This is a genomic window from Albidovulum denitrificans, from assembly GCF_002973535.1.
Lineage (GTDB): Bacteria > Pseudomonadota > Alphaproteobacteria > Rhodobacterales > Rhodobacteraceae > Albidovulum > Albidovulum denitrificans.
The window spans coordinates 834,793-861,070 of record NZ_PVEP01000001.1; the positions used below are offsets into that span (position 1 = coordinate 834,793).

A 26,278-nucleotide genomic window follows, 5' to 3' on the forward strand; every position below is an offset into this window, starting at 1 on the left:
CCAATGGCCCCTGACACTCTGACGCTTCATCCGGCGAAAACCCCCGATGTCTATCAGGCCGAACCGATCCCCGCCGCCGCGCGCGAGGAAATCGAGCGGCTGCTGCAATCGGGCGACCTGTTCCGCTACACCGCGCCCGAAGGCGCGCCGGTGGCCCGGCTTGAGGCAGAGTTCGCGGCGCATCTGGGCGTGCGCTATGCGCTGGCGGTATCCTCCTGTTCCGCCGCGCTTTTCCTTGCCATCAAGGCGCTCGACCTGCCGCGCGGCGCGCGCGTGCTGATCCCGGCCTTCACCTTCGCCGCCGTCCCCTCCGCCGTCGTCCATGCCGATTGCGTGCCGGTCCTGGTCGAGGTCGGCGAAAGCCTGCGGATCGACCTTGACGATTTCCACGCCAAGCTGGACGGCGCGGATGCGGTCCTCATCAGCCATATGCGCGGTCACACCTCGGACATGGACGCGATCATGGCGGCCTGTGCGGCGAAGGGCATCCCGGTGATCGAGGATGCGGCCCATTCGCTTGGCACCACATGGTCGGGCCGGAACATCGGCACCATCGGCAAGATCGGCTGCTTTTCCTTTCAGTCCTACAAGCTGGTGAACGCGGGCGAAGGCGGCATGTTCGTGACCGACGATCCCGAGCTTGCGGCCCGCGCCATCATCATGTCGGGCGCCTATGAGCATAACTGGAAGAAGCATCCCGGCCTTCAGAACAGCTTCCTTCACTGGCAAAACAAGCTGCCGCTTTACAACATGCGGATGCAGAACCTGTCCGCCGCCGTGATCCGCCCGCAGATCCCCGAGATCGCCGCCCGCGTCGCGGCCGGGCGGCGCGGGCATGACCGGGTGGCGGCGCAACTGATGGAACACCCGTGGTTCGACGTGCCGCCCGCCCTGCCGCAAGAGGTGCGCGCCCCGGATTCGCTGCAATTCCTGCTGCGCGGGTTTGACAGCGACGACAGCGCGCTGGCCTTTCAGGACGCCGCCGGCCGGCATGGCGTGAAGGTGCAGGTCTTCGGCCTGTCGAAAGACAACGCCCGCGCCTACTGGAACTGGCAGTTCCTTGGCGATCTGCCGGACCTGCCGAAGACGCGGGCGATGCTGATGCGGGCCTGCGACCTGCGCATCCCGACCCGGCTGACCGAGGCAGAGCTTGACGCCATCGCCAAGGGGCTGATCGCGGCAGCGGCGGAGGTTCAGGCGGGCTGAGGGAAAGGCCCCGGCTCAAAGGCCGGGGCAGGCTCCCGGCCCGGCGGCCGGGGCGTATCCGCTACATCTTCGACAGCTTGGTCTGCAACTCGGCCAATTGCTTCTTGATCTGGGCGAGGTCGTCGGCCTCCGGCGCCTTACCCTTGCCTTTCGGCTTCGCCTCGGCGCCGTCATCTTCTTCCATCTGCGGCCCGGACGATCCGGCGATCCCGCCCATCATGGAGCGCAGAAACGCCTGCTGCTGACGTTGCAGCGCCTCGAAGCCGGGCATGGAGGCCATCGGGTTCGGGAAGGTCGACAGGTTCTCCATCATCTTCGACTGCCCCTCGCGCAGCATCTCGAAGCTGGCGGCCAGGAATTGCGGCACGACGCTTTGCGCCTGCGTGGTGTAGCTGCGCACAAGATCGGTCAGCACATCGACCGGCAGCACGCTTTCGCCCCGGCTTTCATGTTCGGCGATGATCTGAAGCAGGTATTGCCGCGTCAGGTCGTCGCCCGATTTTAGATCGACGATCGTCACCTCGCGCCCGTCGCGGATAAAGGCGGCGATATCCTCAAGCGTGACATAGTCGCTCGTCTCGGTGTTGTAGAGCCGCCGGCTGGCGTAGCGCTTTATCAGGAGCGGTTTCGCGTCCTCCGCCATGGCTGTTCTCCCTCCGTCAGGTTTCGGCATTGCAGCGAGATTAGGCCGCGATGCAAAAAACACAACAAAAAGAAGTACCGCAACCGGGCCGTGTCATTTTGCCCCGGCCTTCCCGCGGGGGCGTTATGCGGCGTCGGTGGGCGATGTCATGCAGACGGTAGCGGAGCGGCCCGCAGGTGTGGGCTAGAAGTCGCCGTTCGATGGCCTTGCGGGAGAGGGGCGCACCGCGGTGACTTGCCCCGGCACCGGCTGCGGACATTCGTTCATGGCGGAGCGAAGTCCCGCTATGCGGACGAAGCGAACCTTTGTCCTTGTAAATCCAAAGTCCGTTTTAGGATTGTCAGCAAACAAACGACTGTGTTCTCCTCATACTTAGGAGAAGTTTCATGGACTATTCAGCATTTAGAAACGGCGAACGCCATGGATGGTCGACACGCGCGGAACTGTACGGTGACGCTACGGCCCGAGCGACGCTTCAGACCATTCCAAAGCTTCTAGACCACGCAAGGCTTTTCCCCGGTGCAAAGGTGCTTGACGCCGGTTGTGGGCCCGGCTTTGTCGCCGCGAATGCAAAACTCCTTGGCGCTGTCGCCGAAGGCATCGACTTCTCAGAAAGGATGGTTGAGCAAGCGAAAGATCAATTTCCAGACATCAATTTCTCTGTAGCTGACGTAGAAGATTTGCCAGCGCAGGACGAAACGTTTGACGCAGTGCTGAGCAACATCGTTCTGTTTCACGTCACCGACCCGGAAAAGGCGATGTCCGAGGCTCGACGGGTTCTCAAACCGAATGGAAGGTTCGTGTTTAGCCAGTGGCTCGGACCTGACCGTTCGGAGTGCTACCGGCTCTTGTTCGACGTTTTGGAGCGACACGCAGATATGTCACGAGCGGACCCTGCGCCGAACGCATATGAATTGTCCGATGCGACCTACGTTTCTGCGATGATGAGACGCGCAGGGTTTACCGACATCAAATCCGAGATCGTCGAGAATGTTCTGCATGCACCGGGGCCCAGTTTTTTTGACTTCTTCATGAAATTCGGTGTCCGCGTGCCCCTTATTGTGGATCGGCAAGAAGCGGACGTGCAGAACAAAATCCGAAATGAGCTCGACAAGGCGACAGCACCGTATCTCTCAGATGGAGTTTACAAGTTGCCTATGCCCAGTGTCGTCTTTTCGGGTCGAGCGGCTTAATGCGACGGTTGCTATAACAGCCATTGGTGTCATCTGCAGCATCCGGCACCTTGGCCTCATAGCCACCATCCGTCGCGCTGGACCCCGATGGCCGCGTCCGGGCTCAGGACGAGATGGCAAGCCTTCGGGCCGCCGATGAAAAAACGTCTGTTTCGGGCCAAGGCACCGACACCCAAAATCAACGCCCTGGGCGGATGTGGAGGCAAAGACCGTGCGCCCCCGCACCCGTCGCGGTCAGCCGGGAAAGGTGATGCGGAAGGTCGTGCCGCTGGGCGTGGGGGCTATCGCGATCTCGGCCCCTTGCGCTTTGAGAAGCCGGGCGACGATGTAAAGCCCCATGCCGGTGCCGCCACTCTCGCGGCGCGTGGTGAAGAAGGGTTCGAACACATGCGCCCGGTTGCCCGGTGAGATGCCCTTGCCGTCATCCGCGATGGTCAGGCCCTCGGCATCCGCCGTCAGCCGCAGCGCGCGCGCACCATGGGCGGCGGCATTGTCGGCCATGTGGCGCAGGACGATGCCCAGCACGTCCGGCGACAGGGGCAGCGGGCGTTCGGCACCCCCGGCGGTGACCTGCAAGCCGGGGTGGTCGGCGCCAAGCGAGGGCAGAAGATCGGCCAGCCGCCCGCCGCCGCCAAGCGGCACCTCGCGTGCGGCGGCAAGCTCCCTCAACGCCGCAAGCTGGCGCTGCATCTGCTCACCCGCCCCGGCAATCTGACCGACCAGCGCGCGGTTGCCGGGCGACAGCGCCGGGTCATCCTCAAGCAGTTCGGTCGCGGCACGGATGGCGGTGACGGGGGTCTTCAGTTCATGCGTCACATGGTCGGTGAAGCTGCGGATCGTCGCCTCGCGATCGGCCAGCGTTCCGGCCATGTCGATCACGTTCACCGCCATGCGGTGCAGCTCCCGCGTGCCGAAATGGGCGGGTTCCGGCGTCGCGGCATCGGGGGCGGCGCGAACGGCGGCGGCATAGGCGGCAAGGCCGGTGACCGGGCGTTGCAGCAGCCGGACAAGGATCAGCCAGAGCGCCCCGGTCAAAATCCCGATGGCCGCGCCCAGAAGGATCGCCGCCTCGCCAAAGCCGATCACCGGGCCGAGGTAGCGAAAGATGACGAGGCCGATCAGCGACAGGCCCAGCGTGCCGCCCATCGCGCCGCCAAGGACGAACCAGAGAGAGGGGCGCCACCTGCGCGTCATGCGGCGCAGGTCCCCAGCCGGATACCGACGCCGTGGACCGTCTCGATCGCCGTGTCGCAGCCCGCGACCGACAGCTTGGCGCGCAGGTTGCGCAGATGGCTGTCCAGCGTGCGGTCCGACAGCTCCGTCCCCGCGCCCCAGATCTGGGTGATAAGCTGCGCCCGCCCGATGGCGATCCCCGGCCGCCGCATCAGCTGGCCGAGGATGCGCATCTCGGTCGCGGTCAGCGCGACCTCCACCCCCGCCACGCGGCAATGATGCGCGGCGGGGTCAAGCGTCAGCACCCCGTGGTTCAGCGCCGGGGCGGCGGCGGCGCCCCGCGTGCGTTTCAGGACGGCACGGACCCGCGCCACAAGCTCGCGCGGCGAGAAGGGCTTGGTCACATAATCGTCGGCGCCAAGCTCCAGCCCCACCACCCGGTCGATCTCATCATCCCGCGCGGTCAGGAAGATCACCGGCACGTCAGAGCGGGCGCGCAGGCGGCGGCAGACCTCAAGCCCGTCGATTTCGGGCAGGCCGATATCAAGGACGATCAGATCCGGCGCCTCGCGCGCCGCATGGGTCAGGGCGCGCTGGCCGTCGGCGGCGGTGACGACGCTGAACTCCGCACGCTCAAGCGCGATGGTGACCACCTCACGCAGACGCGGATCGTCGTCGACAACAAGGATCTTCATAGCCCGGCCCCGTATCTTTGCGCCTGCAAACTGCGGGATATGCGCCACTTGCGAAAGCCCCAATCGCGCCAGCCATAGGTTTCCGGGATATCGAGGGCGCAGGGAACGTCGGCGTAGACCAGTTCCGCCGCCGCGGTTTCGCCCAGCTCGCAAAGGTAGAAGCTGTCGCGATTGGCGCCTTGCGCCAGGTTATGCGCGGCGATCAGGCTGCCGAAATTGATGAAGGTACAAAGGTAAAGCGTCCCCACCCCCAGCGCCGCCGCCCGCAGGATCAGCCAGCTATTCGCCCGCCGCTGCCGGATCTGCCAGAAGGTCAGCACCAGCCCCGCCGCCACCAGCGCCATCCAGATCGCGGCGTAAAGTCGCAGATAGGTCAGGCCAAAGGCCTCAACGTAAAGCCACAACCGCAAGAGTGCCGAGAGACAAAGCAGCACGTTCTGCCCCAGCCACAGCGCCATCAGAGGCATCAGCGCCGGGCGTTCCTCAAGCCAGGGGCGGGCGGCAAGGGCGAAGGCGCCCGCCAGAAGCGCGGTCGCCAAAAGCGGATAGGCGCCGCGATGGGCGTATTCGGCATGGCTCATCCCGTCCGGGAGGCTCCCCCCGGCCCAGAGGATGGCGAGATCCAGCACCGTCTGCACCCCGAGGACCAGGTTGAAGAGGACCAGCGCAAGGGAGACCGATTGCGGATTGAGGCCCGGCAGCTGGGCGCGCGGGGAACGCGCCTTCTCTGTCAGGACCAGCGGCGCGGGGTCGAGAAGCGGCCAGACGATCAGGCCAAGCCCGGACCACAGAAGCGTGCGGCGCAGGATCACGCCAAGATCGGGCTGAAAGCGCAAAAGCCCGTCGAGCCAGCCGGCAAGGATCGGGTTGGCATCCGCCAGAAGGGTGATCAGGATCAGGACGCCGCCCAGGGGAACGGCCCAGGCCCGCAGCCAGGCGCGCGCCGCGCTGCCCTTGCCGCTTCGGCGCAGCGCGCCCTGCCACGCCGTCCCCAGCGCGCGCGGCCCCGCCGTCGGCACCCGGCCAAGAAGCGCGACCATGGCGGCGGGCATCCCCGCCCCCGGCCCCCGATGCATCCAGACGATCCCGGCCAGCAGCCCCGCCACAAGGAAGAGAAGCGCGAGGAACTGCGCATATTCGACAACCGGCAGCGCCCCGGCGATCACCACAAGTGCGGGACCAAGAAGCGGCGCCCCCGGCCGCCGGAACGCCGCCGCCACGGCAAAGATCGCGACGGCGTAAAGCGCCAGCGACAGGCCCGGCGGGTGGCCGAAGAACAAAAGATCGCCCAGCAACAAAAGCAGCAAGAGCGCCAACCCCCTGCCCCGGCCCGCGCCACCTTCGCCCGCCCCGTCCCCGGCCCGGAGCGTACCGCCCCCGCCCTCATCGGCGCCGAACCACCAGGCGTCCCGCGCCAGCCCGCGCGGCAGGCCGCGAATGACCATAGCTCTCTCCACCGTCCAGTCCCCTTTTGTCTTCCGTTTCCCCATGGATCGCGCAGGGGCCGCGCAGGGTCGGACCAGAAGCCGTGCAGGATTTGTGCAGAGAGGGGGGGCGCCGGGGATGGGGCGGCGCCGGGATGGGCGCGCGCAGGTGGTGAAGGCGGCACCGTCCCGGACTTGATCCGGGACGCTGCCGCCGGAAGAAGAGGTCCCGGAGCAGGTCCGGGACGGCAAGGCACGAGGTCTTCCCGCCCTCCTCCTCCACCGCCGCTGACAAACGCCGCCCCCGGCCGACGACGCGCGGCGGGGGCGTCAGGCGGCAGCGTCCCGGACACGATCCGGGACCTCCACCGCCGGAAGAAGAGGTCCCGGAGCAGGTCCGGGACGGCAAGGCACGAGGTCTTCCCGCCCTCCTCCTCCACCGCCGCTGACAAACGCCGCCCCCGGCCGGCGACGCGCGGCGGCGGCGTCAGGCGGCACCATCCTGGACTTGATCCGGGACCTCCGCCGCAGGAAGAAGAGGTCCCGGAGCAGGTCCGGGACGGCAAGGCACGAGGTCTTCCCGCCCTCCTCCTCCACCGCCGCTGACAAACGCCGCCCCCGGCCGACGACGCGCGGCGGGGGCGTCAGGCGGCAGCGTCCCGGACACGATCCGGGACCTCCACCGCCGGAAGAAGAGGCCCCGGAGCAGGTCCGGGACGGCAAGGCACGAGACCTTCCCGCCCTCTCGTCCACCGCGGTGACAAACGCCGCCCCCGGCCGACGACGCGCGGCGGGGGTGTCAGGCGGCAGCGTCCCGGACTTGATCCGGGACCTCCGCCACCGGAAGAAGAGGTCCGGGACGCCGAAGCACGGGGCCTCCCCGTCCTCCTCCATCACCGTCGCCAGGACGCGACGGGCCACGGTGCGGCGTCGCGCCCCCTCCCCAAAAAGAAAAAGCGGGCGCCGATGGGGCGCCCGCAGTTTGACCGTCCGACAGGGAGGAATGCGGCGGTCTATCTCAGTCGTCGATCACTTCACCGAAGCGGCGGCTTTCTTCGCGGCCGCGGTGGCTTCGGTCGAGGCTTTCTTGACCGCGGCGGTCGCGTCCTCGGAGAAGTCCTTGCCGGCGGCCAGCATCAGCTCAACCGTTTCCATCTGCGCTTTCTTCGCGACTTCGGCGAAGGCGGCGAGGTTTTCGGCGGCCATCTCGGCAGCGGCCGAAGCGAAATCGCTCACCGCCTTGGAGTAGTCGGTCGGCTCTTCACGAACCTTGGCGAGCGAGCCGACCTTGGCGATCGTCTCTTTCGCCCATTTGGACGAGATCTCGTTCGACTTCTCGGCGGCCTCAAGGGCAACCTTGGTCATCTTCTCGCCGAGAACGGCGGAGGTCTTGAAGGTGTCCTGGAACGCTTTCGCGTCGAACGGGAAGGAAGCGGCCATGTCCTGCATGACTTTGCTGAAGTCCTGGGTCTTTTGCATCTCTGGTCTCCTGGTTGGGCCGGATGGCGGCCCGATGAATTTCTGCACTGACATATACATGCTGCACCGCAGCATTTCAAGAGGCTTCGCTGCAATGCAGCAAAAACCTGTAAGGCCAGAAATTCCTGTGCCGGGTCAGACGCTTGGGCGTTCCCTAACGTAAAGTCCGGGGCTTGGCTCCAGTTCGGGGAAGCCCGACTCACCTATCTCGCGCGCCTTCACCATCTTGCCCGCGCGCTGTTCCATCCAGTCCAGCCAGCGCGGCCACCAACTACCCTTGTGAAACTCCGCGGTCGCCAGCCAGGTGTCGGATTTCTCAAGCGGGCCGTCATTGGTGTAATGGCCGTACTTGCCCTTGCTGGGCGGGTTCACGATGCCCGCGATATGACCGGATTCCGAGACGATGAAGGTCTTGTCCTTCGACCCGTATTGCCGGAACCCGCTGAAGCATCCCTTCCACGGCGCGATATGGTCACCCTCGCACGATACCGCGAAAAGCGGCTGCTTGATGTCGGCCATCGACAGCGTTTCGCCAAGGATCGACACCCGCCCCCGCGCCAGCTGGTCGTCCTGGCAGATCCAGCGCAGGTATTCGACCGCCATGCGCGCGGGAAGGTTGGTCCCGTCGCCGTTCCAGAACAGCAGGTCGAAGGCAGGCGGCGCCTCACCCAGCATGTAGTTGCGGATCGCCGGGCCATAGATCAGATCGTTGGAGCGCAGGAAGGAAAAGGTCCGCGCCATGAAATAGCGGTCGAGATAGCCGTCCCGCTCCACCTGCTTTTCGATCCCGTCGACGAAATCGTCGTCGAGGAAAACCGACACCTCGCCCGGATCGGAGAAATCCGTCAGCGTGGTGAAGAAGGTGGCGGACTTGACCGACGTGTCACCGCGCTTGGCCATCACGGCCAAGGTCAGCGTCAGCACCGTCCCGGCGATGCAGTAGCCGACCGCGTTCACCTTCTTCTGCCCGGTGATCTTCTTCACGGCCTCGATCGCCGCCATGAAGCCGTCCTCGACATAGTCGTCCAGCCCGACATCGGCATAGCTGCGGTCGGGGTTCTTCCAGCTTGCGATGAAGAGCGTATAGCCCTGATCGAGGATATAGCGGATCAGGCTGTTGGCGGGTTTCAGGTCGAGAATGTAGAACTTGTTGATCCAGGGCGGGAAGATCACGATCGGCGTTTCATGCACCTTCTCGGTCGTCGGCTTGTACTGGATCAGCTCAAGCATCCGGTTGCGGAACACGACCGAGCCTTCGGTGGCGCCGATGTTCTGGCCAAGCTCGAACGCCTCCGGGTCGGCCAGCGTGGGCAGGAAATCGCCCCGGTTCGCCTCGATGTCGCGGACAAGGTTCTCAAGCCCTTTCACAAGGCTTTCGCCCTCGGTCTCCACCGCGCGCTCCAGCGCGTCGGGGTTGGTGGCAAGGAAATTGGTCGGCGCGACCATGTCCATCATCTGCCGCGCGAAATGCTCCACCCGCTTGCGTTCGTAGGGCTTCAACCCCTCAAGCCCGGCCACGGCGCGGTCCACCGCATCGACGTTGCGCAGATACTGCTGCTTGATGAGGTTGAAATAGGGATGGCTGTCCCAGAGCGGGTTGGAAAAGCGCCGGTCCTTCGGCGAGGGGTCGGGCGGCATGTCCTTGAAACCGCCGCGCATGGATTTCTGGATATCGGCGAAATGGCGCAGCGTCTGGCCCCAATAGGCCGCCTGCTGCTCGATCAGCTTGGCGGGATTATCGGCGGCTTCCTGCCAGAACCCGGCCAGCGCACGGGCGTAAAGCGCGTTGCCCGGCGCCTCCACCGCCGGGTTGGGCGCACGCCGGTGCGAAAGGGCATTGACCAGCCTTTGGGTCAAATCTTCCATCCGCGCGATATTTTCGTTCATTTTGTTCTGTTCAGAAGGGCCATCTTCAACTTCTGTTGCCATCGCCCCATTTCCTCCCTACCTTACTGCATCGCAGCATAGCCTTGCTTTGGCCCTTGGGTAAAGCGGGCTGTGCCTATCGGAAAGCCAGGGGAAACGCGATGAAGAGTATGTTCTCGTATGATCTGATGGAGAGCACGCGCAACACGAATGAGTGGTTGGGCGCCTCGGCCCGCGCGATGGCCTCCTATCCGGTCTGGGGCCTGGTGCCACATCCGATGTTCAAGGTCATGTCGGCCTGGGGCCGCATCACCGAACGCAGCTTCGCCCGCATGGTCATCAAGCCCGACTGGGGCATCCGCACCGTGGTGGGCGAGGATGGCCGCGACCACCTGGTCGAGATCGAGACCCTCGTCACCCGCCCCTTCGGCGACCTGATCCACTTCCGCGTCCTCGGGCGTGAACAAAGCAAGCGCCGCGTCCTACTGGTGGCGCCCATGTCGGGGCATTACTCCACGCTCCTGCGCTCCACCGTGACAAGCCTGCTGCCCGATTGCGACGTCTATGTCACCGACTGGCACAACGCCCGCGACATTCCGGTCAGCGAGGGCAAGTTCGATGTCGAGGATTACACGCTTTACCTGGTGGATTTCATGCGCCACCTCGGTTCCGACATCCATGTCGTCGCCGTGTGCCAGCCCGCGCCGCTGACCCTTGCCGCGACCGCCTACCTCGCCGGTGTCGACCCCGAGGCGCAGCCGCGCTCCCTGACCCTGATCGGCGGCCCGATCGACCCCGACGCCGCACCGACCGAAGTCACCGATTTCGGCCGCCGCCTGACCATGGGGCAGCTTGAACACCTCGCCATCCAGCGGGTGGGCTTCAAATATGCCGGTGCCGGGCGTCTGGTCTATCCGGGCCTTCTGCAACTCGCCTCCTTCATCTCAATGAACATGGACCGCCACGCGCAGGCCTTCTCGGACCAGATCCTGCGCGCCTCGCAGGGGCAGGCCTCGGAACGCGACGCCCATAACCGCTTCTACGACGAATACCTCTCGGTCATGGACATGACGGCAGAGTTCTACCTTTCGACGGTGGAACGGGTGTTCAAGAACCGCGAGATCGCGCAAAACACCTTCACGGTCGAAGGGCGCCATGTCGATATCGGCGCCATCACCGATGTCGCCGTCAAGACCGTCGAGGGCGAAGAGGATGACATCTCTGCCCCCGGCCAGTGCAAGGCCGCGCTCGACCTCTGCACCGGGCTGCCCGAGGCGATGAAGGCAAGCCATCTGGAACCCGGTGCGGGCCATTACGGCATCTTCGCCGGCAAGTCCTGGCGAGAGAATATCCGCCCGCTGGTCCTGCGCTTCATCGACCAGAACAGCGGCGACCGCCCGGCGCGGAAAAAGGCCGCCAAGGCCAAGATCCGCGCCGTCTGAGGGATCACAAACCCCCTGCCCAGTCCAGAACCCGCGCCGCCACCGGCGCGGTCATGGAAGGGCTGAGCGTATCGCCCGCGATGACATGCGAATAGGGATCGTCGCCCGGCCCGACGGTGATCTTCTCCACCGCCACCGGCCCGCCCCAGCCCGCCGCCACCCGCCCCGTTGCGGCGGGTGAGACAACCATGTCGGCGCCGGAATAAAGGAACAGCGCAGGCAGCGTGACGCCGGAATAGTCGACTGCCGCCGCATGGCGCGCCACCACCGCCATCGGGATCAGGGCCACGGTCGGATAGCAGGTGGTCCAGAACATCGCGTGCGCCGCAGTCTCGGGCGTAAAACACCGCTCCCGCCCCGCGACCCAAGGCGCCCAGAGCCGGGCATAGGGCAGGCTCAGCACCGTCCCCAATCCGCCCCGAAGGCCGAAATTCGGGGACACGAAGACGATCCCGTCCATCTGCGCCGCCAGATCCGGCTGCACCGCCGCCTCCGCCGCCAGCGTACCGCCGGTCGATGTCGCGATGACCAGCACCCGTTCCCCCAGCCGCTGGCCGATGGCCAGTGCCTCGGCCACGTCGATCATCCAGTCATTGACGCTTGGCCCGGCAAAACGCGCGCCGCCCAGCCCATGCCCCGCGAAACGCGCGAAATAAAGGTTCGCGCCCAGCCCCTGCGCCACAAGGTCCGGCACCGGCCGGATTTCCTCTGACGTGGCGGAAAAGCCGTGCAGGTAGACCACGGCCCAGCGCGTCCGCGCGCCCGCCGCCCCGGCCCAGACGATCCGCTTCTCCGCGCCCGGCGTGATCCCGCCCACCACCGCCTCGCGCTCGGCAAGATAGGGATCGAGATCGGCGGGCAAGGCGGCGGCGTCGAAAGCGGGGATCAGGTCCAGCGGCTCGCGCGGCCCCCAGAGGACCACCGCCGCCACGGCAACCGCCAGCGCCGCGACAAGCGCAAGAAGGACGCGCAACGCCCTAGCCATGCCGCGCCCGCTCGACCACCTTCTTCACCGAAACCTCGATCAGCTTCAGGCACTCCGGCGTCGAAAACCGGTGATCGGCGCCCTTGACCAGCGTCAGGCGCATATCCCCGCCCTCGGCATGATCCAGAAGCCGCAGGGCCACATCGACCGACACATCGGCATCCGCCGTCCCCTGCAACATCCTGACCGGCATCGGCAGCGACAAGGGCGCGCGCAGCACCAGCCGCCCGCGCCCCTCCTCGATCAGCCGCCTTGTGATGATATAGGGCTCATCCGAATAGTCCGAGGGCAGCGCCACCTGCCCCTCTTCCATCAGCGCCCGGCGCTGGTCGTCGGAAAACCCGCCCCACATCCCGTCCTCGGTGAAATCCGGCGCCGCCGCCACGGTCACCAGACCCGCCACCTTCTCGGGATGCGCCCGCGCCATCAGAAGCGAGATCCAGCCCCCCATCGAAGAGCCGACCAGAACCTGCGGCCCCTCCGTCAGGCCAAGGATTGCCGCCCGCGCGTCCTCGAACCAGTCGCCGATCGCACCGTCGAGGAAATCGCCCGAGGACGACCCATGCCCCGAATAGTCGAACCGCAGGAACGCCCGCCCCGCCGCCTTCGCCCAGGCCTCAAGCGCCAGCGCCTTCGTGCCTTCCTTGTCCGACCGGAACCCGCCCAGAAAGACCACCCCCGGCCCCGCGCCCCCGATCCGGTCATAGGCGATCCGCCGTCCCTCGGGCGTCTCCAGAATGCCGCTCATGATGTCCCCCTTCACTTCTTCGTTGCGACAAATACTCCCGGGGGTCCGGGGGTGGAACCCCCGGCCGTTGACAACGGCGCCCCGATCCCTGAAATACCGCCCAGACATAACCCGCAACCGGGCGTTCCGTGGGCGCCAAACCGACGAGGAGCATGGGCCATGACCCAGATTTCCCTGACATTCCCCGATGGCAACAGCCGTGACTACGCCAAGGGCGTGACGCCCGCCGAGGTGGCGCAATCCATCGCGCCCTCGCTTGCCAAGGCCGCGATCTCGGCCAGTGTCGATGGCAAACACTGGGACCTGCAATGGCCGATCGAGGGTGACGCGCAGATCGCCATCCATACGATGAAGGACGACGCGCAGGCGCTTGAACTCATCCGCCACGACTTCGCCCATGTGATGGCCCGCGCCGTGCAAAAGCTCTGGCCCGAGGTGAAGGTCACCATCGGCCCGGTGATCGAGAACGGCTGGTATTACGACTTCGACCGGGATGAACCCTTCACGCCCGAGGATCTGGGCGCGATCGAAAAGGAAATGAAGGCGATCATCAACGAACGCGACCCGGTCAAGACCGAGGTCTGGGACCGCGCGCGCGCCATCGACCATTATGTCCGCAAGGAAGAACCCTTCAAGGTCGAACTGATCGAGGCGATCCCCGGCGACGAACCCCTGCGCATGTACTGGCACGGTCACTGGCAGGACCTCTGCCGCGGGCCTCACCTGCAACACACCGGCCAGCTTCCCGCCGACGCCTTCAAGCTGATGAGCGTCGCGGGCGCCTATTGGCGCGGCGATCACCGCAACAAGCAGCTCCAGCGCATCTACGGCGTCGCCTTCAAGAACCGCGAGGATCTGAAGGCGCATCTGACCATGCTGGAAGAGGCCGCCAAGCGCGACCACCGCAAGCTGGGCCGGGAGATGGAGCTTTTCCACCTTCAGGAAGAAGCCCCCGGCATGGTCTTCTGGCACCCGAACGGCTGGACGATCTACCGCGCGCTGGAAGATTACATGCGCCGCCGCCTGCGCCGCGCGGGGTATAAGGAGATCAAGACCCCCCAGGTCGTCGACCGCATCCTGTGGGAAAAGTCGGGCCACTGGGAGGCCTACCGCGAGAACATGTTCATCGTCGAGGTGGACGAGGAAGGCGCGAAGGAAAAGCGGACAAACGCGCTCAAACCCATGAACTGCCCCTGCCATGTGCAGGTCTATAATCAGGGCCTCAAATCCTACCGCGACCTGCCGCTGCGTCTGGCCGAATTCGGATCGTGCCACCGCTATGAAAGCTCCGGCTCCATGCACGGGCTGATGCGGGTGCGCGGCTTCACGCAGGACGACGCCCATATCTTCTGCACCGAGGACCAGATCGAGGCCGAATGCGCGGGCTTCATCGGGCTTTTGTCCTCGATCTACCGCGACCTTGGCTTCACCAAGTTCGACGTGAAGCTTTCCACCCGCCCCGACGTTCGGGTGGGGTCGGATGAAATCTGGGACAAGGCCGAGGCGGCGCTGGAAAACGCCGTGCGCAAGGTCACGAACGATTATGAGATCGACCCCGGTGAAGGCGCCTTCTACGGCCCGAAGCTCGACTTCAAGCTGACCGACGCGATCGGGCGCGAATGGCAGTGCGGCACCTTCCAGGCCGACTTCAACCTGCCCGTGCGGCTCGGCGCGGAATATGTCGGCGAGGACGGGGCAAAGCACCGCCCCGTCATGCTCCACCGCGCGATCCTGGGGTCCTTCGAGCGCTTCCTTGGCATCCTGATCGAGAACTACGCGGGCAAGATGCCCTTCTGGCTGGCCCCCCGTCAGGTCGTCGTCGCCTCCATCGTCTCGGATGCCGACGACTATGTGACCGAGGTCACGGCGAAGCTGAACGCGGCGGGCCTCAGGGCCGAGGCCGATACCCGGAACGAAAAGATCAACTACAAGGTCCGCGAGCATTCGCTGGGCAAGGTGCCGGTCATCCTCGCCATCGGCATGAAAGAGGTCGAGGAGCGCACCGTTTCCGTCCGCCGTCTGGGTGAGACGAAGACCGAAACGCTGTCGCTGGAGGAGGCCGTCACCCTGTTCCGGGATGAGGCGACCCCGCCCGACCTTCGCTAAGCCTTCCGGGGGCGTTCACCAGCGCAGGTAACGCCCCCCCGCGACCGCCCCGGCGGCGGTGACGATGCCGATCCCCAGCGAATACCAGACCGCGTAGAAGAGCGGCGAATCCTCATTGCAGAAGGTGGAATAGAGCGCGGTCGCAAAGCCCGCCGCCGCCAGCCCCGCCAGCGCCCCGCAAAGCGCGGGCCGCGTCGGCGCGCCGTCCTTCAGCGCGCGAAAGACCGCGATCAGGATCGGCGCCGCCAGCACCACGATGGCAGGCAGGCAGATCGGGATCGAATGGCCAAGGAAAGCCACCGCGCGCGCGCCGGGTGCCGTGGTGGCGAAGGCGTAGAGGAAGAGCGCAAGCGCCATGGCGGGCCAGAGCCAGAGCGCCCCTATCCCCGCCGGGGCAGGCGTCGTCGGCCGCGCCGACCGCAAGGCCAGCAGCAGCGCCACCGGGCCAAGGAGCAGCGGCAGGATCGTCTTCACCGCGACGATGGGCCGTTGCACAACCTCCAGAAAATCCGGGCGCGGCCCCAGAACCGGCAGGAACAGCGCCAGCGCGATCAGAAAGCCGATGCCAAGTCCGGTCACGGCGCGGCGCTCGACACCGCCCTGCGCGGCGACGGGTTCCCCGGCCAACTGGCTGATCAGATCCTCGGTCTTCATTCCCGTTCCTCTTTCCCGTCGGCCAGCCCGCGCAGCCGCGCCATCGCGCGGTGATAGGCCACGCGCACCGCGCCTTCGGTCATGCCGTAGCGCGCGCCGACCTCCCCCGCGCTTTCCCCTTCGATGCCGATGGCCCGCACGATCCCGGCCGACCGCGTGTCGATCCCCGCCAGCAACTGACCAAGGTCCCGCGCGGCAGAGGGATCGCCCGAACGCTCATCGGCCAATATCTCCGCCAGATCCTCGACCGGGACGGAGGGCCGCCCGCGCCTGCGCCAGGCATCCGCCGCCTTGTAACGCGCGATGGCGTATAGCCAGGGCAGAACCGGCTCACCCTCGCGCCAGGTGTGCCGCTTGCCGTGGATCGCCATCAAAACCTCTTGCACGATGTCCTCGATCTCCGCCGACAGGCCGGGGGAGCGCGCGGCGGCGATACGGCGCAGGACCGGCGTCACTTCGGTCAGGAAGGTCCGATAGGCAGCACCATCCCCGCGGTTCCCGCGGCGAAACAGCTCGGCCCAGCGGGACTCCCGGTTCTCCATTCCCCACTCCATTCGTCTCAGCGCGGTGAATTGTTACACCCCGCCGCCCGATTTGGCATCCGCCATCACCCCTTCGTGAGGGCCGGTAACGCCGCCCCGCCCCCGGACGAAGAGCTTTGTACGGATGCCGCGCTGGCGGCACCGCGTAACATCAAAGGGAGACTTCCATGTCCTATCACGTCAAGACCCTCGCCGTCGCCGGATCGCTCGCCGCCGCTCTGACCGCGCATTTCGCCACCCCGGCGGCCGCCGATGAGGCCAAGGAAAAGTGCTACGGCGTTTCGCTGGCCGGTCAGAACGATTGCGCCGCCGGCCCCGGCACGACCTGCGCCGGCACCTCGAAGGTCGATTATCAGGGCAATTCCTTCAAGCTGGTTCCGGCCGGGACCTGCATGACGATGGAACTGCCGGATGGCCGCATGGGCTCTCTCGAAGCGCTCGACCGCGACCTGCCGCAGGGCTGAACCTGCCGAAACCCTCCCCCGGCGCCACCCGCCGGGGGGATTTTCACCGAAAGCATGAGGGGGCGCAGGATGTTCGACGCCAAGACCAGACCGGACCTGCCCGCGAAACCGGGCGTCGGCTACAAGCCGCAGCATTTCACCGACATTCTGGAAAACCCCGCCCCGGTCGGATGGCTTGAGGTTCATGCCGAGAATTACATGGGCGATGGCGGGCGTCCTCTGGCGCAACTGCGCCACCTTGCCGAACGCTTCCCGATCTCCGTCCACGGGGTCGGCCTCTCCATCGGTGGCGAAGGGCCGCTGGACCCCGATCACCTCGCGCGCCTGAAAAGGCTTTGCGACTGGCTGAACCCGGCAAGCTTTTCCGAACACCTCGCCTGGTCCACCCACGGGGCGGAGTTCCTGAACGACCTTCTGCCCCTGCCCTATACCGACGCGACACTGGCGCGGGTGGTCGGCCATATCGACCGGGTGCAGGACGCGGTGGGGCGGCGGATGCTGCTGGAAAACCCCTCCGTCTATGTCGATTTCACCGAAACGAACCTGGATGAGATCGACTTCCTGACCGAGATCGCCGCGCGTACCGGCTGTGGCCTGCTGCTTGACGTCAACAACGTCTATGTCTCCTGCACCAACCGCAAGACCGGCTGGAACGACTATATCGACCGTTTCCCGCATCACCATGTGGGCGAGATCCATCTGGGCGGGCATGACGCGCAGGCCGACGATACCGGCGCGGCCCTGCTGATCGACGCGCATGGCTCGGAGGTGACCGATCCGGTCTGGGCGCTTTACGACCGCACGATACGCGCCTCGGGCGCGAAACCCACGCTGATCGAATGGGACAATGACGTCCCCGACTGGCCCGTTCTGGCCGCCGAGGCCGCCCGCGCCGCGCAAATCCTGAACCGGGTGGCGGCATGAACCAGTCCGCCTTCCGCGCCGCCCTTCTGGACCCGGACCGGCCCGTCCCGCCCGGCGTGACGGACCCCGAGGGCCGCCCCGCCGGGTCACGCTTCGACGTCTACCGCAACAATGTCACCGCCTCGCTGACCGAGGCGCTGCGGCAGGCCTTCCCGGTGATCCGCAAGCTGGTGGGCGAGGAATTCTTCACCGCCATGGCCATCGCACATGTCCGCGCCCACCCGCCCCGGTCACCGATGCTGATGCTTTATGGCGCCGACATGCCGGGCTTTCTGGCGGCTTTCCCGCCGGTCGCGCATCTGGGCTACCTGCCCGACATCGCGCGGCTGGAACTGGCCCTGCGGGAGGCCTACCACGCCGCCGATGCCGCCCCCGTCCCCGCCGACCGCCTCGCCGCGCTGCCCGAGGCAGATTTCCTTTCGGCCCGGATCAGCTTCGCCCCCGCCATGCGCATTGTGCGATCCAGATGGCCGATCCACGCGATCTGGGCCGCGAATGCGGAAGACGCGCCGATGCCGCGTGAAAGGCGGGCCGAGGACGTGGTGATCCTGCGCCCCGGCTTCGACCCCGCGCCGCAGGTGCTGCCCGACCACGCCGCCGGGTTCCTGAGCCTGCTGCAAGCCGGACACCCCCTGGGCCAGGCGCTTGCCGCCACGCCCGACTTCGACCTGACCGCGACGCTGGGCATCCTGCTGTCCGGCGCCGCCATCACCGACATCGCGCTGGAGACCGCCCCATGCTGACGACCTATGACCGCCTGACCCACCGCCTTTCCGCCGCCGCGCCCGCGGTCCTGCCCACCCTGTCGCGGCTGGTCTTCGCGGGGGTGCTGCTGTTCTACTTCTGGTCCTCGGCGCTGACCAAGCTTGGCCCCGGCCTTTTCGGCTTTTTGCGCCCTTCCGACGGGGCCTATATCCAGATCTTCCCCAAGGCGGTCGAAGCTGCGGGCTATGACTTCGCGCAGCTTGGCCTTTTCCACTGGGCGGTGGTGGTGGCGGGCATGTGGGCAGAGTTCCTGCTGCCGCTTCTGATCGTGCTGGGTCTTCTGACCCGCTTTGCCGCGCTGGGGATGACCGGCTTCGTGGTCGTGCAAAGCCTGACCGACATCTACGGCCACGGCGTCGCGGGCGACGACCTCGGCCATTGGTTCGATGCGGCGTCGGCCTCGCTGATCCTTGACCAGAGGGCGCTTTGGGTCACGCTCCTTCTGACGCTGGTCTTCCTTGGTGCGGGGCCGCTATCGCTGGACCGGGTTCTGGCGCGGTCCCGGCCGCTATCGCCCCCCACGCAACAATCTTGATTTTTTCCAGGAAATTGCGATCATTTCCCTGCGTGACGCAGACTTTCTACCCCGCCTCCCTCGTCATGGGGCAGCCGGAAGACCTGAAGGACTGGCTGCACGGCCTCGGGCAATGATGTCCGGGGAACATGACTTAGGAGGAACGGATGGCCACCGGCACCGTCAAATGGTTCAACACGACGAAGGGTTTCGGCTTCATCGCGCCCGACGATGGCGGCAAGGATGTGTTCGTACACATCTCGGCTGTCGAGCGCGCGGGATTGAAGACGCTCGCCGACAATCAGAAGGTTTCCTATGAGATGCAGTCTGGCCGTGATGGCCGCTCCTCGGCGGGCGACCTGAAACTGCTCTGATCGCAGGCATTTTCGGAAGAACGGCCCGCCCTTGCGGGCCGTTTTTTCATGTCAGAACATCGGCTTGCACGGCCTTGCTCCAGCCAAGCCACAGCTTTTCGCCGCGCGCGATCACCGGGCGTTTCATCAGCGTAGGATGCGCGGCCAGCAGTGCCTCGGGCGGTTTCTCACGTTCGCCCGCATCCAGCCCCCGCCAGGTCGTCGAGGCGCGGTTGACCAGCGCCTCACCGAACGCCGCCAGAAAGCGCGCCCGGTCCTCGGCGGCCAGCGGCTCCGCCCGGACGTCGCGGAACGCCACCGCCTGCCCGGCCGCCTCAAGCGCCTTGCGCGCCTTGCGGCAGGTGTCGCAGGTGCCAAGCCCGTAGAGAATCGTCGTCGCCGCCATTGTCCCCCGCCTTCCTCTCACGCCCCCGAATCCGCGCCCGTCGCCAATGCAGCAAGGGCATTTCGGCAAGAACCTGCCCGCGGGCCTTGGTCGCGCGGCCCCCGTCGGCGGAAATCCGACCATTCCCCGGCAGGATTCCGGTTGCGGCTTTTCTGTCACAGAGCCTGGCCTTGCCCGGCCCCGCCATGGGGGTTATCCCCGAAGATGCCACTGGGGGCAATCGGAACATGCGCGGCGTCAGCCCGCACCGGAGACACGGGGACGGCCTTGCGCCGGGACCGAACGAATGGGGTGTGCCATGACCGTATTTGACGTGTCTGACGAGTTGGTCGAGCGTTTGTCGACCGAGACCGGCCGCCGTTTGTGCGAGAAGGCCCGCAAGGGTCGCAGGCGGGCGTTGCGGCGGATCTCTCACTTCGCGGTGCTGGTCACCTATGACGGGGTCACAACGGAGGAGATCACCTTCGAGACGGCCCCGACGCTCAGCCAGATCGCCGCGCGAACCGGGCAGGATGCCTATATCGTCTCGATCGGCATGAAGCGGCGAAGCCTGCGGGAGCGGTTCGGGCTGAACCTGCCTCTGGCGGCGGAATAGGACTACCGGAATTCCCGACTGTGCAGGGGGGCTACTCGGGCGCAGACTGATGGGCGTGTCGACAGGGGTGGCCTTGCGGTGGCCCCGACGGCGCGGGTTCCCTCCCGGCCCGTCCCGGATGTGACGCTCCCACCTGCCCCGGTTTCGGCCGGGGATTTCTTTGCCGCGACTCAGGGCATTCCCCGGCGTTCCGGCGACAATTCCCGCCTTTCGCCTGCGCTGTTCTCCGCCAACGGGGGAAAGAGCCCGAAAGTGGTTAAGGAATTGCCACAAACTTGCCTTATTTCCCCGCCCGCGCCAGTTTGGCCATGGTAACGACGTGTTAATAGGTACGATCATGGCTCTGGAACCCGGCGACAACGATTTCATCGCGCGCATCCGCCAACGTCATCAGGTGGCCCCCGCCCCGGCCCCGAAACCCAGCCGCACCTTCATCGTGAAGATCACCCGCGACGGCAAGACGACCGAGGACCTGTTCTTCGACCAGGCCCCCAGCATCGGCGCCATCGCCGGGCGCGCCGGCACCGAGGCCTTCGTGCTGTCCATCGACATGGTCCACCACCGCGAGGATGAGAAACTCGCCGCCGAATGAGGGCGTCGGGTTTGCGTAGGGGCCGCTTAGGGTTTCTGTAGCGACAATCGTCGGAACGGCCCGCGCCGGGCTTTGCAAGGGATCGGCAGTGCTGGCAGGCCCCGTGCGTCCGGGACAAGAATTGACGCCCCGCGCGGTGAGGTGCCGTTCGGGGCGGTTTTGTTTCAGATGTGTCGGGGGTGCGTGAAACGCCTGCCCGGCCCAAGGTTACCACCACAGAGGGCAGCGCCCGGCCCGAGGGTGGGCGTGAAGCGCCCGCCCTGGGGGGCGGGTCGGGCGCTGCCCGGTTCGCAGGCGAACCGGGCGGGGGGGGTGCGACATAGGGCGCATGATTTCACGCGCCGGGCAATGTGAATCGGGAAGTGCGGTGCGTGCAAGCACGCACCCTACGTTTGCTGGGCGAGGCGCGATGACTGCGGCGAGGTCGTATACACCTTAAGTTTACTTGAGTTCGCGCAGATCGAGCGCGGCGACGATGTCACGCACAGCGTTCTTTCCTGAACGAAAGTCGCTTGGGGTTTTCGCCAACGTAATCTGGGCAACGCCAAATAAATCACCGGACGGAACAGCCTTTACGTGTGCCCCATCCTCCGAAATCTCAAACCCTAGTCTTTGCAGAATCGGCCGAAGATTGTTCGTCGAGCTTTTGAAATCTTTCCCTGCACTCTTGAGTTCATGGTGTAGAGAAATAGCGCGACGCGAGTCTTCAGTAACCTGCATCAACCTTTCCACGACCTGTCGAGTCCGATCGCCGGCCTCCAACGGTCTCTGCTCCAGCGCAGCAATGGCAAACCGTCTAAGACGATCCGAGAACTCATTTTCGTATAGTTCTTTGCCAATTTGCCGAACCAGGGCAGGAGAAAAAATTCCATCTGAGTATCCAACATCACTCGCACTGTTAGAAATCATATCAATTTTCTGGCGCAAATTTTGAATTATTTCATCCTTTGCAGCGATCTGCGCTTCGAGAGAATCCTTCAAAAGAGAATCGCTATTGCCGTGTGATGTCGAACTGATACTTTTTTGACGCAGACTGCGCGCAAATTCAGCTTGGAGTTCTTGCCAGTCCCATCCAAGAACAGCCTCACGCGTGGAAGATTCTCGGGCAACATAAGATCGTAACGCTCCCTCAAGCTTCCGTACCGTCGAGAATGCGCCACCCAAGTAGAACTTTGATCTGAGTCCTTTTCCTGGAACACAGTACCCTATCGTGCCGCCATACGGATTGAGCCTCTCCGTCAGGGCAGACAAGCTCTCTGAAAAAACTTTGGTAGGCTCAACGATTACATGCGCGAGCCCACCCATGTCATATGCGAGTTTGCTTGCGTCGAGCCAGTAGCCGCCACCCTCGCACTGCGAGAGGTACAAAATAGGCAAATGAGTTTTTGCCTCACCTAGGATCAACTCGGCAGCAAGATTCACGTCCGTTGGTTTGAGTACGATAGGTTGATCTGATATCTCAAACGCATGATCGATCGCACCCCAACCATCTTGGAGCGCAGATTTTATTAAGAATGGCTTCTTCGGCGTCAGAGGCAACGTCCTATGGTCACTTGAAAAGCACTGACCGCGCACTCGAAGAGAAGCATTGGTTCCAGAGTTTGTTAGCACACATTCTGTTCTCCAATTGAGCCCCGCATCATCAAAGAAATCATATCGCGCACCAATGATGAAACCCTTGTCGAAACTAATCCTCTTGAGAACAAACCTTTCGTCTCTGTCACCAGAAAAGATCAGTTCATCGTCGTATGCTTCAATAGACTTTTCATCAATTCTAAGGGTGCTATGCTGCATACCCCTGACCCAAGCGAGGGCCAACGCAACAAAAGACTTTGCTGTAATATTTTCTCGGACCGGAAACTCTGTCGCAAATATTCCCATGCTATCTCCAAACCCCCTCAAACTCCCGCCACTCGCCCTTGCTCATGCCGGAATTCTCCTGCGTCACGCTCTCACCTTTTAGCCGACGCTTCAGCACCTCGATCGCCTTGCCCGACAGCGTCACCCCGCCCAGCCGGTAGTCCTCGAACGCGCCATAGGCCAGCGGGACCCAGTCCCGCACAATCCCACACATCGTCTCGGCATAGGCCCTGATCTCATACTGCGCATGGGCGTCGGCGCGCAGGCGCAGGAAGTGGAAGAGGTTGTGCAGGTCCACCTTCCAGTACCATTGCGTATAGACATTGGCGGGCAGGTTCATGCGGGCCAGTTCGCGGGCAAGGCCCTTCTGGCCCTCCTGGCTCAGCATATCCTCATAATGGTCATAGCTGCGCATGGCGTCGTCGCGCAGGATGTCGAGGACGCGGGCGGCCTCCTCCCCCTCAAGCAACTCCCCCCTTCCCTGGTTGTTCACGGTGGACTGGGCCGCCAGATGCTCCGGCGCGGGGATGTAGAATTCGCGATCCAGGATCGAGTAGCGGGCGGAGTATTCGTTCACATTGGCGGTGCGGTGGCGGATCCACTGGCGGGCGACGAAGACCGGCAGCTTGACGTGGAACTTGACCTCGCACATCTCGAACGGGGTCGAGTGCCAGTGGCGCATGAGGTAGCGGATCAGCCCTTCGTCGTTCTGCACCGCCTTGGTGCCGCGGCCATAGCTGACGCGGGCGGCCTGGGTGATGGCGGCGTCGTCGCCCATGTAGTCGATGACGCGGACAAGCCCGTGATCAAGGACCTCATGCGCGGTGTAGAGGTGCTTTTCCATGCCCTCCGAAGTGGCGCGGAGCGTGCTCCGGCTGGTGGCGCGCGCCTCGGCGATCTCGGCCTGCTGTTCGGGGGTAAGGGTCATGGAAGCCTCCGCGAATACGAATCGAACCCCACTATATCTATGGCGGCAGCGAAGCGCACCCACGACAGGCTGTAGAGAGGTGTTTTTTGTCGCAGCCCTACCGGGCGGCGCGGGGCTTTGCTACTGTTGGCGCGAACATGAAATATGGAGGGTCCGATGGGGATCAGATATCTGCACACGATGGTGCGCGTGAAGGACCTTGACGCCTCGATGGCCTTCTACCGGCTTCTGGGGCTGAAGGAGACACGGCGCTGGGACAATGAAGGCGGGCGCTTCAGCCTGGTCTTCATGGCGCCGCCGGGGCAGCCGGACTGCCCGGTGGAGCTGACCTGGAACTGGGACGGGGATGAGGGGCTGCCCTCGGACAGCCGCCATTTCGGGCATCTGGCCTATGAGGTGGACGACATCTACGCCACCTGCGCGCATTTGCAGGCCAACGGGGTGGTCATCAACCGGCCGCCGCGCGACGGGCATATGGCTTTCGTCCGCTCCCCCGACAACGTGTCGGTCGAACTGTTGCAGAAGGGCGAGGCGCTGGCCCCGGCGGAGCCGTGGGCGAGCATGGCCAACACGGGCCACTGGTGATGCGGGGGGTTCTGCGCCTTGGCCTGACGCTGGGGGTTCTGCTGGCGGCGGGCGTCGCCTCGGCCGCCGCGCTGTCGCCGCGCCATGCCTGGCTGGCCTGGCAGGTGGTCACGGGCGCCGTGGTCCCGCCGCAGGTTCCGGTGTCGGCGACCGAGGTCGCGGCAAAGCCGGAGGCGCTGCGCCTGATCCGCGCGGGTGAGGCGCAGGTGGGCGTGACGCGGCGCTATGACCCGGCCTATGTCGCGCTGGACTTTCCCGGCGGCGATGTGGCGGCGGACCGGGGTGTCTGCACCGATGTGCTGATCCGGGCCATGCGCGCGGGCTGGGACATCGACCTGCAACTGGCGGTCAACCGCGACATGAAGGCCGGTTTCGCGGCCTATCCGAAGACCTGGGGCCTGTCGCGCACCGACCGCAATATCGACCACCGCCGGGTGCCGAACCTGGAAACCCTGCTCAAACGGGTCGGCGCGCAGGTGGCGCTGGATGAAGGGCAACCGGCGGCCTTCCTGCCCGGCGACATCGTCACCTGGCGCCTGCCGGGCAACCTGCCGCATGTGATGATCGTGTCGAACCGGCTCTCAGACGACGGGGTGCCGCTGGTGATCCACAATATCGGCGCCGGCACGCGGGAGGAGGACGCGCTGTTCGACTATCCGCTGACCGCGCATTTCCGCGTCGGACCAAAGGCGATGGCGCGGCTGGAGCGTCTGGGGCGCTGAAAGGCTTCGCGCCGCCCCGCGCTCTGCTATGATCGGGGTCGGGCGGCGCGGAGGCGGCATGGCACGGACGGTCGGATGGCGGATGCTGGCGGGGGCGGCGGCCCTTGGCCTTGCCGCGCCCGCCGGGGCGGCGCCCTGTCGGCTGGCGCTATTGCTGGCGCTGGACGTGTCGGCCTCGGTCGATGCCGAGGAAGACGGGTTGCAGCGCGGCGGCCTCGCATCGGCGCTGATCGCGCCCGAGGTGGCCGAAGCGATGCTGGCCGAAGGGGCCGCGCCGGTCAGCCTTGCGGTCTATGAATGGAGCGGGCGTTTCGCGCAAAGCGTGATCCTGCCCTGGACAGCGATCGAGACGCCCGAGGACCTGACCGCCGCCGCCGAAACCATCGCGACAAGCCGCCGCGACCGTGACGACCTGCCGACCGCGCTTGGCGACGCGGTGGGCTTTGGCGCGACGCAGTTCCGCCTTGGGCCGGATTGCGAGGCCCGCACGCTCGATGTCTCCGGCGACGGGGTGACCAATGACGGCTTCCCGCCCGGCGCCGCCTATCGCGCCTTTCCCTTCGCGGGCATCGTGGTCAACGGCCTTGCGATCCAGGGCGGCGATCAGGATGTTGCCGCCTATTACCGCGAGGCGCTGATCCGGGGTCCCGGCGCCTTCGTCATCGAGGCGGCGGGCTTTGGCGATTATGAACGCGCGATGCGGGAAAAGCTGATCCGGGAACTGTCCGGCCCGATCATCGGCATGTTGCCGGGGCGGCCGAGGGGGTAAGGGCGGATGGCGTGGCGGGATCGGGGGCCGGGCCGGTAGGGCGACGCGGTACCGGGGGCGCAAGAGGCGAAAGCGGCCGCGTCCCGGATCAGGTCCGGGACCTCTTCCTCCGCTGGCGGGGGTCCCGGATCAAGTCCGGGACGGCAAGGCACGAGGCCTTGCTGCCCTCCTCCGCCGTCAGCGAGCGCAGCGCCGGGGGGCAGCTGGGCCAGTGGCCGACCGCGGGGGGCCGCCGGGACGGCCCTTGGGGCCACTTTATCGTGCCGGTGCATCAAAGGTCTGTTTGGGACGCAACGGTGCAAAAGCGGCCGCCCTGTGCGGGCGGTCGGCCGCCGGCGCGGCGGGGCGGGCGCCCCTTGAGTCCGGGCCGGGGGGGATGCACGATCTGAAGTCCGCCGCGTCCCGGACTTGATCCGGGACCTCTTCCTCCGGTGGCGCGGGTCCCGGATCAAGTCCGGGACGCGGTGGCGAAGGCCTTCCCGCTCTCCCCCTCCACGAGTGTCAGCAAGTGCCGGGCCTCCGGGGTAGCCCGGCGATGCGCGGCGGCGCTCATTCGCGCAGGGTGGCAGAGGTCGCCCGCCGCCTGTTTTGCCAGGCAGACATCCCGCGCCCCATCCTCTACTCTGAAAGCCCCTTACCGTTGAC

Annotated in this window: 27 protein-coding genes; 14 read left to right on the forward strand and 13 right to left on the reverse strand. The window is 65.6% G+C overall.

Features of this window, described 5'->3' with window-relative positions; all coding sequences use genetic code 11:
• Positions 1-3: 3 nt before the first annotated feature.
• Entirely contained in the window at positions 4-1,206 is a 1,203-nt protein-coding gene (locus LX70_RS04065; protein WP_105513213.1) for a DegT/DnrJ/EryC1/StrS family aminotransferase, read from the forward strand.
• Between the two features lie 61 nt (positions 1,207-1,267).
• Here LX70_RS04065 and phaR read toward each other — a convergent pair whose 3' ends face one another.
• Positions 1,268-1,849 (reverse strand): polyhydroxyalkanoate synthesis repressor PhaR, encoded by a 582-nt coding sequence (gene phaR / locus LX70_RS04070; RefSeq protein ID WP_105513214.1) that lies wholly within the window; start codon positions 1,847-1,849, stop codon positions 1,268-1,270.
• A gap of 386 nt (positions 1,850-2,235) precedes the next feature.
• Between phaR and LX70_RS04075 the strand changes: the two genes are divergently transcribed.
• Positions 2,236-3,042 (forward strand): class I SAM-dependent methyltransferase, encoded by an 807-nt coding sequence (locus LX70_RS04075; RefSeq protein WP_105513215.1) that lies wholly within the window; start codon positions 2,236-2,238, stop codon positions 3,040-3,042.
• 234 nt (positions 3,043-3,276) lie between these two features.
• On the opposite strand, the gene LX70_RS04080 is transcribed toward LX70_RS04075, so the two are convergent.
• From LX70_RS04080 to LX70_RS04100, 5 genes are all read right to left on the reverse strand, one after another.
• A complete protein-coding gene (locus LX70_RS04080; protein WP_245884928.1) occupies positions 3,277-4,236 on the reverse strand; it encodes a sensor histidine kinase in 960 nt (319 codons plus the stop codon).
• On the reverse strand, positions 4,233-4,910 hold the full coding sequence (locus tag LX70_RS04085) for a response regulator transcription factor (RefSeq protein WP_105513216.1): 678 nt from the start codon (positions 4,908-4,910) through the stop codon (positions 4,233-4,235). Before LX70_RS04085 ends, LX70_RS04080 begins: the two co-directional genes overlap by 4 nt.
• The gene (locus LX70_RS04090) at positions 4,907-6,355 is read right to left on the reverse strand and encodes a DUF4153 domain-containing protein (RefSeq protein WP_105513217.1); all 1,449 of its coding nucleotides are present in this window, start codon (positions 6,353-6,355) and stop codon (positions 4,907-4,909) included. The genes LX70_RS04085 and LX70_RS04090 overlap by 4 nt, the downstream gene beginning before the upstream one ends.
• 1,008 nt (positions 6,356-7,363) lie before the next feature.
• On the reverse strand, positions 7,364-7,813 hold the full coding sequence (locus LX70_RS04095; RefSeq protein WP_105513218.1) for a Phasin: 450 nt from the start codon (positions 7,811-7,813) through the stop codon (positions 7,364-7,366).
• A 135-nt stretch (positions 7,814-7,948) separates the two neighbouring features.
• Positions 7,949-9,742: a PHA/PHB synthase family protein gene (locus LX70_RS04100; RefSeq protein ID WP_105513219.1), complete on the reverse strand. Its 1,794-nt coding sequence runs from the start codon at positions 9,740-9,742 to the stop codon at positions 7,949-7,951.
• 98 nt (positions 9,743-9,840) lie between these two features.
• Between LX70_RS04100 and phaZ the strand changes: the two genes are divergently transcribed.
• Complete coding sequence (gene phaZ / locus LX70_RS04105; RefSeq protein ID WP_105513220.1) at positions 9,841-11,121, forward strand: polyhydroxyalkanoate depolymerase; 1,281 nt, start codon at positions 9,841-9,843, stop codon at positions 11,119-11,121.
• A 4-nt stretch (positions 11,122-11,125) separates the two neighbouring features.
• Here the strand turns inward: phaZ and LX70_RS04110 are convergent, their stop codons facing one another.
• Positions 11,126-12,106, reverse strand: a complete 981-nt coding sequence (locus LX70_RS04110) for an alpha/beta hydrolase (RefSeq protein WP_146111541.1) — start codon at positions 12,104-12,106, stop codon at positions 11,126-11,128.
• The gene (locus LX70_RS04115) at positions 12,099-12,854 is read right to left on the reverse strand and encodes an alpha/beta hydrolase (protein WP_105513222.1); all 756 of its coding nucleotides are present in this window, start codon (positions 12,852-12,854) and stop codon (positions 12,099-12,101) included. Before LX70_RS04115 ends, LX70_RS04110 begins: the two co-directional genes overlap by 8 nt.
• Positions 12,855-13,013: 159 nt before the next feature.
• Between LX70_RS04115 and thrS the strand changes: the two genes are divergently transcribed.
• Positions 13,014-14,960, forward strand: a complete 1,947-nt coding sequence (gene thrS, locus LX70_RS04120; protein WP_105513223.1) for a threonine--tRNA ligase — start codon at positions 13,014-13,016, stop codon at positions 14,958-14,960.
• A 15-nt stretch (positions 14,961-14,975) separates the two neighbouring features.
• Here thrS and LX70_RS04125 read toward each other — a convergent pair whose 3' ends face one another.
• Positions 14,976-15,614 (reverse strand): NrsF family protein, encoded by a 639-nt coding sequence (locus tag LX70_RS04125; protein WP_105513224.1) that lies wholly within the window; start codon positions 15,612-15,614, stop codon positions 14,976-14,978.
• Positions 15,611-16,156, reverse strand: coding sequence for a sigma-70 family RNA polymerase sigma factor (locus LX70_RS04130; RefSeq protein WP_105513225.1), 546 nt, complete (start codon positions 16,154-16,156; stop codon positions 15,611-15,613). The genes LX70_RS04125 and LX70_RS04130 overlap by 4 nt, the downstream gene beginning before the upstream one ends.
• A gap of 167 nt (positions 16,157-16,323) precedes the next feature.
• Here LX70_RS04130 and LX70_RS04135 point away from each other — a divergent pair, with 167 nt between their 5' ends.
• The 5 genes from LX70_RS04135 to LX70_RS04155 all read left to right on the forward strand — a co-directional run bounded on the left by LX70_RS04135 (position 16,324) and on the right by LX70_RS04155 (position 19,197).
• Positions 16,324-16,620 (forward strand): BufA1 family periplasmic bufferin-type metallophore, encoded by a 297-nt coding sequence (locus LX70_RS04135; protein ID WP_105513226.1) that lies wholly within the window; start codon positions 16,324-16,326, stop codon positions 16,618-16,620.
• Positions 16,621-16,689: 69 nt separating this feature from the next.
• On the forward strand, positions 16,690-17,544 hold the full coding sequence (gene bufB, locus LX70_RS04140; RefSeq protein ID WP_105513227.1) for an MNIO family bufferin maturase: 855 nt from the start codon (positions 16,690-16,692) through the stop codon (positions 17,542-17,544).
• Complete coding sequence (locus LX70_RS04145) at positions 17,541-18,287, forward strand: HvfC/BufC N-terminal domain-containing protein (protein ID WP_105513228.1); 747 nt, start codon at positions 17,541-17,543, stop codon at positions 18,285-18,287. The genes bufB and LX70_RS04145 overlap by 4 nt, the downstream gene beginning before the upstream one ends.
• On the forward strand, positions 18,281-18,844 hold the full coding sequence (locus LX70_RS04150; RefSeq protein WP_105513229.1) for a DoxX family membrane protein: 564 nt from the start codon (positions 18,281-18,283) through the stop codon (positions 18,842-18,844). The genes LX70_RS04145 and LX70_RS04150 overlap by 7 nt, the downstream gene beginning before the upstream one ends.
• A 146-nt stretch (positions 18,845-18,990) precedes the next feature.
• Positions 18,991-19,197, forward strand: a complete 207-nt coding sequence (locus tag LX70_RS04155; protein WP_105513230.1) for a cold-shock protein — start codon at positions 18,991-18,993, stop codon at positions 19,195-19,197.
• Positions 19,198-19,243: 46 nt separating this feature from the next.
• Here LX70_RS04155 and LX70_RS04160 read toward each other — a convergent pair whose 3' ends face one another.
• The gene (locus LX70_RS04160) at positions 19,244-19,582 is read right to left on the reverse strand and encodes an ArsC/Spx/MgsR family protein (protein WP_105513231.1); all 339 of its coding nucleotides are present in this window, start codon (positions 19,580-19,582) and stop codon (positions 19,244-19,246) included.
• Positions 19,583-19,880: 298 nt separating this feature from the next.
• On the opposite strand from LX70_RS04160, the gene LX70_RS04165 reads away from it, so the two are divergent.
• Together LX70_RS04165 and LX70_RS04170 are read left to right on the forward strand one after the other, a co-directional pair.
• Positions 19,881-20,177 (forward strand): hypothetical protein, encoded by a 297-nt coding sequence (locus LX70_RS04165; protein ID WP_105513232.1) that lies wholly within the window; start codon positions 19,881-19,883, stop codon positions 20,175-20,177.
• A 337-nt stretch (positions 20,178-20,514) separates the two neighbouring features.
• Positions 20,515-20,769 (forward strand): hypothetical protein, encoded by a 255-nt coding sequence (locus LX70_RS04170; RefSeq protein ID WP_105513233.1) that lies wholly within the window; start codon positions 20,515-20,517, stop codon positions 20,767-20,769.
• 441 nt (positions 20,770-21,210) lie between these two features.
• Here the strand turns inward: LX70_RS04170 and LX70_RS20360 are convergent, their stop codons facing one another.
• Positions 21,211-22,650 (reverse strand): hypothetical protein, encoded by a 1,440-nt coding sequence (locus tag LX70_RS20360; RefSeq protein ID WP_146111542.1) that lies wholly within the window; start codon positions 22,648-22,650, stop codon positions 21,211-21,213.
• A gap of 1 nt (position 22,651) precedes the next feature.
• Positions 22,652-23,557, reverse strand: a complete 906-nt coding sequence (gene thyX, locus LX70_RS04180) for an FAD-dependent thymidylate synthase (RefSeq protein ID WP_105513234.1) — start codon at positions 23,555-23,557, stop codon at positions 22,652-22,654.
• Positions 23,558-23,713: 156 nt separating this feature from the next.
• On the opposite strand from thyX, the gene LX70_RS04185 reads away from it, so the two are divergent.
• Genes LX70_RS04185 through LX70_RS04195 form a run of 3 tightly spaced genes read left to right on the forward strand, consistent with a single transcriptional unit; the run spans position 23,714 to position 25,633 of the window.
• Positions 23,714-24,142, forward strand: coding sequence for a VOC family protein (locus tag LX70_RS04185; protein WP_105513598.1), 429 nt, complete (start codon positions 23,714-23,716; stop codon positions 24,140-24,142).
• Entirely contained in the window at positions 24,142-24,864 is a 723-nt protein-coding gene (locus LX70_RS04190; protein ID WP_105513235.1) for a DUF1287 domain-containing protein, read from the forward strand. The genes LX70_RS04185 and LX70_RS04190 overlap by 1 nt, the downstream gene beginning before the upstream one ends.
• 58 nt (positions 24,865-24,922) lie before the next feature.
• Complete coding sequence (locus tag LX70_RS04195) at positions 24,923-25,633, forward strand: DUF1194 domain-containing protein (protein WP_245884931.1); 711 nt, start codon at positions 24,923-24,925, stop codon at positions 25,631-25,633.
• The last annotated feature ends 645 nt before the right edge of the window (positions 25,634-26,278 follow it).